Origin of the sequence: Grimontia marina, from assembly GCF_900060185.1 — a bacterium.
Taxonomy (GTDB): Bacteria; Pseudomonadota; Gammaproteobacteria; order Enterobacterales; family Vibrionaceae; genus Enterovibrio; species Enterovibrio marinus.
In genome coordinates this window covers 1-866 of record NZ_FIZY01000189.1, presented here as the reverse complement: position 1 = coordinate 866, position 866 = coordinate 1, and the positions used below count along the sequence as shown (strand labels likewise).

Below are 866 nucleotides of genomic sequence, written 5' to 3'. Positions count from 1 at the left end.
TTCTTGGTTTTGCACAAATGGCGCGTAGCTCACATTCGGACGGCCTTCCGCGTCCACTGTAGCCAATTGCAATGTACGACGTTCTTGACGAAACTCTTGAATTTCAGGTTCCAATCGCCCTTGTAATCGCTCTTGTTTGATCTGCTGATCCATGACTTTCTCCTCGGCCCTTTCGCACTGCGTTCAGGGCTTATTGTTATATCGATATTATTGGTTTGAATGAACGTCTTGTTGTAGTGCTTTAAAACGTGCGACTTGGTCTGCAATCAGTTCACGCTTTTCATCTCGGCCTAGATAAATTTTAAAAATGTTATCGCCTTGTTCGCTAAAGAAACCAAAGTAATGACTTTCACGTCCCATAAAAGGCTTACTGACTAAAGCAACGTGTTGGATGGATTCCAACTTTAAGTGGCCGTGTAATTCACCCTCTTTACCCATCAAGTTATAATAGCCACGAGCCAACTTCCCTTTTGGAAAAGGCGCTTTCACTTCAAAAATTGAACCAAAAGAGTGGACAATCGTTGTAACCATTCCCCAATCCGCTAGTGATTCCAACAGCGATTGAGCTTGAGTCCCATCAACAATCGCAACCATCTCTTTAGGCAATGCCTGCACCACTTCAAATTCGGTCACATTCAACTCTTGCGCCATCGCTGCCGGCAATAAGGTTGGTTGTTGCTCTAATAAAGAGACCACTTTCTGTTCAAGTAAATCCATATTTATTTCCAGTTTGCTATCAGTGTTGAATCACAGTGTATTAAATTCGTGCGTTCCGTAAATTCGTTATGTAAAACTTTAATGCATGATTGTGCCAAACTTACGGCCCAAAATCCGCCAGCCAAAGTAGAGGCTAGATAATCCTCTTC

2 protein-coding genes are annotated in these 866 nt (G+C 42.7%); both read right to left on the bottom strand.

Annotated elements, in window-relative coordinates:
• A partial coding sequence (locus GMA8713_RS25905; protein WP_198159596.1) for a pyridoxamine 5'-phosphate oxidase family protein occupies positions 1–153 on the bottom strand: 153 nt, incomplete at its 3' end.
• Between the two features lie 54 nt (positions 154–207).
• Complete coding sequence (gene hutX / locus GMA8713_RS25900) at positions 208–717, bottom strand: heme utilization cystosolic carrier protein HutX (protein ID WP_062715543.1); 510 nt, start codon at positions 715–717, stop codon at positions 208–210.
• Between the last annotated feature and the right edge of the window lie 149 nt (positions 718–866).

Coding starts and splice junctions, on each gene's coding strand:
- hutX (WP_062715543.1), bottom strand. CDS start 717: ATGGATTTACTTGAACAGAAAGTGGTCTCTTTATTAGAGCAACAACCA.